General features: G+C 62.6%; 6 protein-coding genes. 5 read left to right on the forward strand and 1 reads right to left on the reverse strand.

Translation table 11 applies throughout. From position 1 onward, the window contains the following. Window positions 1–348: 348 nt before the first annotated feature. Window positions 349–1,095: a sulfite exporter TauE/SafE family protein gene (locus CK944_RS21215; protein WP_103175040.1), complete on the reverse strand. Its 747-nt coding sequence runs from the start codon at window positions 1,093–1,095 to the stop codon at window positions 349–351. Window positions 1,096–1,316: 221 nt separating this feature from the next. Between CK944_RS21215 and CK944_RS21220 the strand changes: the two genes are divergently transcribed. Genes CK944_RS21220 through CK944_RS21240 form a run of 5 tightly spaced genes read left to right on the forward strand, consistent with a single transcriptional unit; the run spans window position 1,317 to window position 5,090 of the window. Next, window positions 1,317–1,676 carry a helix-turn-helix transcriptional regulator gene (locus tag CK944_RS21220; RefSeq protein ID WP_103175041.1) on the forward strand — a complete coding sequence of 120 codons (360 nt, stop codon included), beginning with the start codon at window positions 1,317–1,319 and terminating at the stop codon, window positions 1,674–1,676. A gap of 2 nt (window positions 1,677–1,678) precedes the next feature. Further along, window positions 1,679–2,104 carry an arsenate reductase (glutaredoxin) gene (arsC, locus tag CK944_RS21225; RefSeq protein ID WP_103175042.1) on the forward strand — a complete coding sequence of 142 codons (426 nt, stop codon included), beginning with the start codon at window positions 1,679–1,681 and terminating at the stop codon, window positions 2,102–2,104. Window positions 2,105–2,119: 15 nt separating this feature from the next. Then, entirely contained in the window at window positions 2,120–3,196 is a 1,077-nt protein-coding gene (gene arsB, locus CK944_RS21230) for an ACR3 family arsenite efflux transporter (RefSeq protein WP_103175043.1), read from the forward strand. Then, complete coding sequence (gene arsH, locus CK944_RS21235; protein ID WP_103175044.1) at window positions 3,193–3,900, forward strand: arsenical resistance protein ArsH; 708 nt, start codon at window positions 3,193–3,195, stop codon at window positions 3,898–3,900. The genes arsB and arsH overlap by 4 nt, the downstream gene beginning before the upstream one ends. After that, window positions 3,900–5,090, forward strand: a complete 1,191-nt coding sequence (locus CK944_RS21240; protein WP_103175045.1) for an MFS transporter — start codon at window positions 3,900–3,902, stop codon at window positions 5,088–5,090. Before arsH ends, CK944_RS21240 begins: the two co-directional genes overlap by 1 nt. Window positions 5,091–5,424: the final 334 nt, after the last annotated feature.

A 5,424-nucleotide genomic window follows, 5' to 3' on the forward strand; every position in this document is an offset into this window, starting at 1 on the left:
GTTCTGATGAAGGGCGCAAAAGCCCATCCGAGATTGCTGAGAACCGGCCTGATCGCTCTCTGCTCGCATCTGCGGATTGCGCCATCGGGATCAAGCAAGGGCATCGGTAACATCAGAAGATTGTTCTAGCCGCATCCCGTCCTTCGGCCGGGACCGCGCTCCAGTCTCGGCCCTGTCGGCTTGCGATCGCTTGCGGGGGTAGCCCGGTTGTCCAGCCTCGCGCCAGAACGACCTTGGGAGTGGAGGCGGGAGGCCGAAGCAGGCTGTAAGCGAGACCACAGGGATCGAGCAAACAGCCTGTGGTCAACCGGGCGGGCGGTCGCGTGACAGCTTCGCGGGACAAAGCGGTCACTCCCAAATCAGCTTGATGCCTGACATCAGCAGCAGAAACGACAATATCCCTCGCAACCACCTGTCGGAAAGATAGCGGCTGCCGACATAGGCCCCAATCACTCCGCCAGCGGCAACAGCGACCAGCCATATGGGAAGCGATGACGGGATATGGGGCCAGGCCGTATATGCCCCGATCAAGGCTGCGAAGGAGTTTACGAGATTATAGACTGCCGAGGTTGCGGCTGTCTGCCGTGCCGTGCCCCAGTTCATCGTCAGAATGATGGGGGCAAGGAACACGCCGCCGCCAGTGCCGGTCGTTCCCGAAACGAAGCCGATAACGGCCCCTGTGGTCAAGGCTGCTGCGAACGGCGGCGTGGCTGGCGCATCCAGACCAGTCCTCTTCGCGGAAAACGCTGTTCGGGCCATTTGAAGGGCAGACAGGATCAGAACAGCCCCGACAAGCGGAAAATAGATACTCTCGGGCAGATGAAGGGCTCCACCCAGCATCGAGAAGGGAAAGCCAAGAACGGCAAAGGGCCAGACACTTTGCCAAGACAGCCGACCGGAGCGCATGAACAAGGCCGTGCCGATGCCCGCGACCAGCAGGTTCAGAGAAAGTGCGGTCGTTTTCATGGTAAGCGGGCCAAAGCCCGCCAGTCCCATAATGGCGAGATAGCCCGATGCTCCGGCTTGCCCGACCGCCGCATAGACCATGGCTGTGACCAAGAATGCCACCGAGAGCAGAAGCGTTTCGCTATTCAAGGTATCTCCACAGGCCGCGACACCCTACCTATGCGCATTGCAAGATGAGGGCCAGTGACGGCTAAGGGCTCTCCACGACACCGCCACCTTCGTGCAGGACGGCAGCGATGCCGACGAAGCGGCCGTTCGCTGCATCGCCACATTGGCAACCTGTCTGGAAGACACTTGACCCTAATAAGTAAATGCCTCAACTAGTCATCATTAGTTGAGGAGTTGATTCGATGGATGAGCCTCATGCTCTCGCTGCCTTCGCGGCTCTGTCGCAGGAGACACGGCTGCGCGTGGTTCGCCTGCTTGTTCAGGCCGGGCCAGAAGGCATGGCAGCCGGGGCTATCGGAGAAGCTCTTGGTGGTGCGACCACCTCGCGCCTGTCCTTTCACCTGACCCATCTCGAACATGCCGGGTTGATCCAGTCCCGGCGCGAGGGGCGTTACATTATCTACAGCGCCGTTTATCCCGCCTTGGCCGGTCTGGTGGGCTTCCTGATGAAGGATTGCTGCCAGGGGCATCCCGAGATCTGCGCCGCTGCCGTTGCGGCACTGAACTGTGCCTGTGACCCCACCCTCACCGAAAGCGCCTGAGCATGGATGTCATCATCTACCACAATCCAGATTGCGGCACCTCGCGCAACACGCTTGCGATGATCCGCAATTCCGGCATCGAGCCGCATGTTATCGAGTATCTGAAGTGCCCTCCGTCTCGCGTGCTGCTGGAGCAGCTGATCGCCCGCATGAGGATCACGCCGCGCGACCTGCTACGCGAGAAGGGCACGCCCTATGCCGAACTTGGCCTGGACGATCCGTCCCTGTCAGATGAGGCGCTGCTCGATGCGATGATGGCGCATCCGATCTTGATCAACCGGCCCATCGTGGTCAGTCCGAAAGGAGTGCGGCTTTGCCGTCCTTCGGAGCAAGTGCTTGATCTGCTGCCGCCCCAGAAATCCGCCTTCAGAAAGGAAGACGGCGAACAGGTCGTGGATGCCCAGGGCAACCGCACCCGCTCGGCCTGACCAGAGGATATCGCGATGACCCCTCCACGTCCGGCCAGCCGACTTTCCTTTCTCGACCGCTACCTGACGCTCTGGATCTTTGCGGCCATGGCGCTTGGTATCGCACTTGGCACGGCCTTTGCAGGTCTGCCGGATGCGCTCAATGCCATGTCGGTCGGCTCGACCAACATCCCCATCGCCATCGGCCTGATCCTAATGATGTATCCGCCGCTGGCAAAGGTGCGCTACGAGGAGCTGCACCAGGTCTTTGCCGACAAGCGGGTTCTGGTGCTGTCACTGGTGCAGAACTGGATCATCGGGCCAGTGCTGATGTTCGCTCTGGCCGTGATCTTTCTGCGCGATCAACCCGAATACATGACGGGCCTGATCCTGATCGGCCTCGCCCGCTGCATTGCCATGGTGCTGGTCTGGAACCAGCTCGCACGCGGCGACAATCAGTATGTTGCCGGTCTGGTAGCCTTCAACTCGATTTTCCAGATCCTGTTCTTCTCGACTTATGCCTGGCTGTTCCTGTCCGTGCTGCCGCCCTTGTTCGGTCTGGAAGGCAGCGTCATCGAGGTAGGCTTCTGGACCGTGACCGAGGCCGTGCTGATCTACCTGGGCCTGCCGTTTCTCGCAGGCTTCCTGACTCGCCGCATCCTGATCGCCCGGAAAGGCGCGGAATGGTATGGGGAGGTGTTCCTGCCGAAGATCAGTCCGATCACTCTGCTGGCGCTGCTCTTCACCATTGTCGCGATGTTCAGCCTCAAGGGCGGGGACCTGGTGCGCCTGCCGCTCGATGTGGTGCGGATCGCCATTCCGCTGGTGCTCTATTTCGCCATCCAGTTCCTGGTGAGCTTCGCCATGGGCCGGCTGATCGCCAGGGACTACCCGCGCACCACGGCCATCGCCTTCACGGCTGCCGGCAACAACTTCGAGTTGGCGATTGCCGTGGCCATTGCGGCCTATGGCCTGGCCTCGCCTGTGGCTTTCGCAGCCGTGATCGGCCCGCTGGTCGAGGTGCCGGTGCTGATCCTGCTGGTCAACGTCGCCCTGCGGCTGGGCAGCCGCTGGTTTTCCGAGACCACCCTGCACAATGAGGCCCGTGCATGATCGCCGACCTGCCGAACCTGTCGCCCGACGCCGTCCGTCAGCCGAACCTGCCTCTAGTGTCGCGCGCAAGCCACCCTCCGCGCATCCTGCTGCTCTATGGCTCACTGCGCGAACGCTCCTACAGCCGCTTCGCCACGCTGGAAGCAGAGCGCCTTCTGCAGCACTTCGGCTGCGAGACGCGCGTCTTCCATGCCAACGGTCTGCCGCTGCCCGACGACGCCGAGGCATCCCATCCCAAGGTGCAGGAGCTGCGCGAGCTGTGCCTCTGGTCCGAAGGCCAGGTCTGGACCAGCCCCGAGCGGCACGGCGCCATGACCGGCGTGATGAAGTCCCAGATCGACTGGATCCCGCTCTCAATGGGGGCGATCCGGCCGACACAGGGGCGCACGCTGGCGCTGATGCAGGTCTCAGGCGGCTCGCAAAGCTTCAACGCCGTAAACCAGATGCGCGTCCTTGGCCGTTGGATGCGCATGATCACGATCCCTAACCAGTCCTCGGTCGCCAAGGCATATGACGAGTTCGATGAAGCTGGCCGGATACGGCCGTCGAGCTATTACGACCGCATTGTCGACGTGATGGAAGAGCTGGTGAAGTTCACGCTGCTGACCCGCGACCTCTCAGGCTTCCTGACCGACCGCTACAGCGAACGGAAGGAAACGGCGGCAAAGCTGGAAGCCCGAGTGAGCCTGAAAGCCGCCACCTGATGAGCGCCACCCGCCGCTGGCCGGTTGTCTCAAGCCTCGGCATCGTCCAGATCCTAGCCTGGGGCAGCAGCTATTATCTGATGGCGGTGCTGGCGAAGCCGATTGTCACTGATACCGGCTGGCCCTTGCCCTGGGTGGTGGGGGCCGTCTCGGCAGCGCTTGCCTGTGCGGGGATGGTGTCTCCCTTTGTCGGCCGCATGATCGCGGACCATGGCGGACGTCCTGTTCTGGCGGCAGGCAGCGCGCTTCTGGCCACTGGTCTCCTGATCTGCGCCGCCGCGCCTCATCTTCCTGGCTTTTATCTGGGCTGGTGCGTCATCGGCCTCGGCATGAGTGCCGGACTTTACGATCCCGCGTTTGCAACGCTAGGCCGGCTCTACAAGGAACAGGCCCGAAGCGCGATCACCGCACTGACCCTCTGGGGCGGATTTGCGAGCACCGTCAGCTGGCCGCTTTCAACCTGGCTGCTTGGGCAGTTCGACTGGCGTGGAACGGTTGCAGCCTATGCGGTCCTGCATCTGCTGGTCAGCCTGCCGCTGATCCTGTGCCTGGTTCCCAAGGAGCCCCGGGCTCCTGTCAAAGCAGGTCGCGAGGTCCACGACGGCATGCATCTGGCCGGAGCAGAGCAACGGGCCTTCATGATCATGGCGGCCATCCTCGTGACCTCTGGTCTGGCTGTCACCATGGTCTCGGTGCATCTGCTGACCTTGCTGCAGGCGCAGGGGCTATCGCTCACCAAGGCTGTGGCAATCGGGTCGTTGTTCGGACCAGCCCAGGTCGTGGCACGCATGGTCGAGATGGCAGGACGGGGTCGCCATCACCCGATCTGGTCCCTGCTCTTTGCTTGCAGCAGCGTGGCGGCTGGTCTGATCCTGCTGGCGCTCGATCTTCAGCTGCCTGCCTTGGCTATGATCCTCTATGGCGCGGGGAATGGCGTCTTCTCTATCGCGCGCGGGGCATTGCCCTTGGCGTTGTTCGGCTCGGAGCGCTACCCCGCCTTGATGGGGCGCTTGGCACGTCCCGCGTTGCTGGCGCAGGCTGGGGCGCCAGTGTTTGGTGGAGCGCTGCTGAGCGTGCTTGGACCGGGCGGGACGCTCGCCGTCATTGCCGCACTCGGGCTGATCAATTTTGCCTTGGCGGCCATCCTGGTCAGGGTTTGTTTCGCTGGTTGGAGAAGCGCGCCCGGTTGAGCATACGCTACGGCTGCAAAGTGGGTTGCCATGCTGCACACGGCCTGACCGTCCGCAATGGGTTCAAAACGTCCATAGTATGGCCCTGAGCGATGCGGCGCTTTTGTGATCCGGTCGAACCTTCCCACAGGGCGTCTCGCTTCCCTTCCCTCTTTGATGGGCGCGTCCAGCTCGCCGCCCTGCAAGGTCCGCCGCCAGGAGAGAGGCGGCAGGCTGGATAGCTTCGACCGGCAAAGATGATCGAGGGATCCCCGCGAAGGCGCGGGGATCGAGGCAAAGGCGCGAGACCGCGCCTGGCCGGAGGATTCGGGCAAGCCGAACGCCCCTGCCCTTT

The sequence above is a fragment of the Paracoccus sp. SY genome (genome assembly GCF_002901215.1).
GTDB classification, from domain to species: Bacteria; Pseudomonadota; Alphaproteobacteria; order Rhodobacterales; family Rhodobacteraceae; genus Paracoccus; species Paracoccus acridae.